Raw genomic sequence first — 1,173 nt, forward strand, 5'->3', positions numbered from 1 at the left:
TTGACAACGCACACAGCGGTTTCTCTCTGTGAGACGTCCAGCCCGACGTACTGCTTCATGGGAGCTCCTTCGAATCATTTGATTGCGAGGGCTCAACGATAACGGAGCTTGTCTGCCACGAGCGCCGACCGCAATTACGTCATCGTCTGTAAATTTGMCCCCTCATCGGCGTCCAAATTTTGGACGCCGATCCCCCGGCTTAGGGGGTCAATATTGCAGGCCGAATGACAGTCGTTGATCACCTGGACGCCTGCGGCAAGCTCGAGCAGCTTTCGTGCGGCGGCTTCCGGTTCGGCGTAGGAGCGGACTTCARTGTGTTTCATGTTGCGGCCTGATCTTCTTTCACGCCACGTGCCACGATTCGCAACGCTTGGGCTGCAAGCGGACGTTGAAGTTCTTTGGCTTCTTCCCAAGGCGCGTTCAACCAGGTGTCAACTTCACCCGGCATCGTCAAAATAACGGGCATCGCTTTCGGGTGGATGGCTTCTACTTCAGGGTTTGGCTTGGTGGTTAGAAATTCATAGAGGTCGTTGGTCGTCTCGCCTTCCTTGACCTTTCGCACCGAGGTCCAGTTTGCCCAGATGCCGGCGAAGCAGGCGAGGGGACGGGTTTCGCCGAGCGCGAACCAGATCTCGCCGCCTTCGGCTTTGTTAAACTCGCTGAAGCTTGTGAACGGCACCAGACAGCGATTGTTCGGCCCGAGCCAGCGCTTCCAGTGGCTACTGCTTGTGTTGCGGATGTTGGTCGTGCCGCTGTCCGGCTCCATCCGGAGCAACTCCTTGAAGTCCACCGTTTTGCCCTTGGCCTCGAGTTTCTCGGCACGTTTCTTCGTTGCGTCCATAAGAGCCTTCGAGGACGAAGGCATTCCCCATCGCGCCATGACAATCTCGCGTCCGTCTGGAGCATTGCGGACGATGGGGGCAGGGTAGTCGGGAAAAATGCCGGGCATGCTCGGCAGATTGCCGACGCGGCTATTTAACGCTCCGAACAATTGACGGATCGCATCGACGTTCTTGGTGATCGAGTAGATGGGGTGATTGCGGTTGCTGCTCGAAAGGCTCAGCCTGGAAGGGAAGCCGGCGAGCCGGTGGCAGCAGGAGCGGGAACATGAAGCACTATGTCGGTCTGGATGTTTCGCTAAAGGAGACGGCTATCTGTGTTGTGGACGAGAAT

1 protein-coding gene is annotated in these 1,173 nt (G+C 57.2%); it reads right to left on the reverse strand.

Annotation, left to right across the window (positions count from 1 at the left end):
• Window positions 1-319: 319 nt before the first annotated feature.
• Entirely contained in the window at window positions 320-1,063 is a 744-nt protein-coding gene (locus AB4Z51_RS44945) for an SOS response-associated peptidase (protein ID WP_441499770.1), read from the reverse strand.
• Window positions 1,064-1,173: the final 110 nt, after the last annotated feature.

The organism is Bradyrhizobium sp. 2TAF36 (assembly GCF_052114925.1).
GTDB classification, from domain to species: Bacteria; Pseudomonadota; Alphaproteobacteria; order Rhizobiales; family Xanthobacteraceae; genus Bradyrhizobium; species Bradyrhizobium barranii.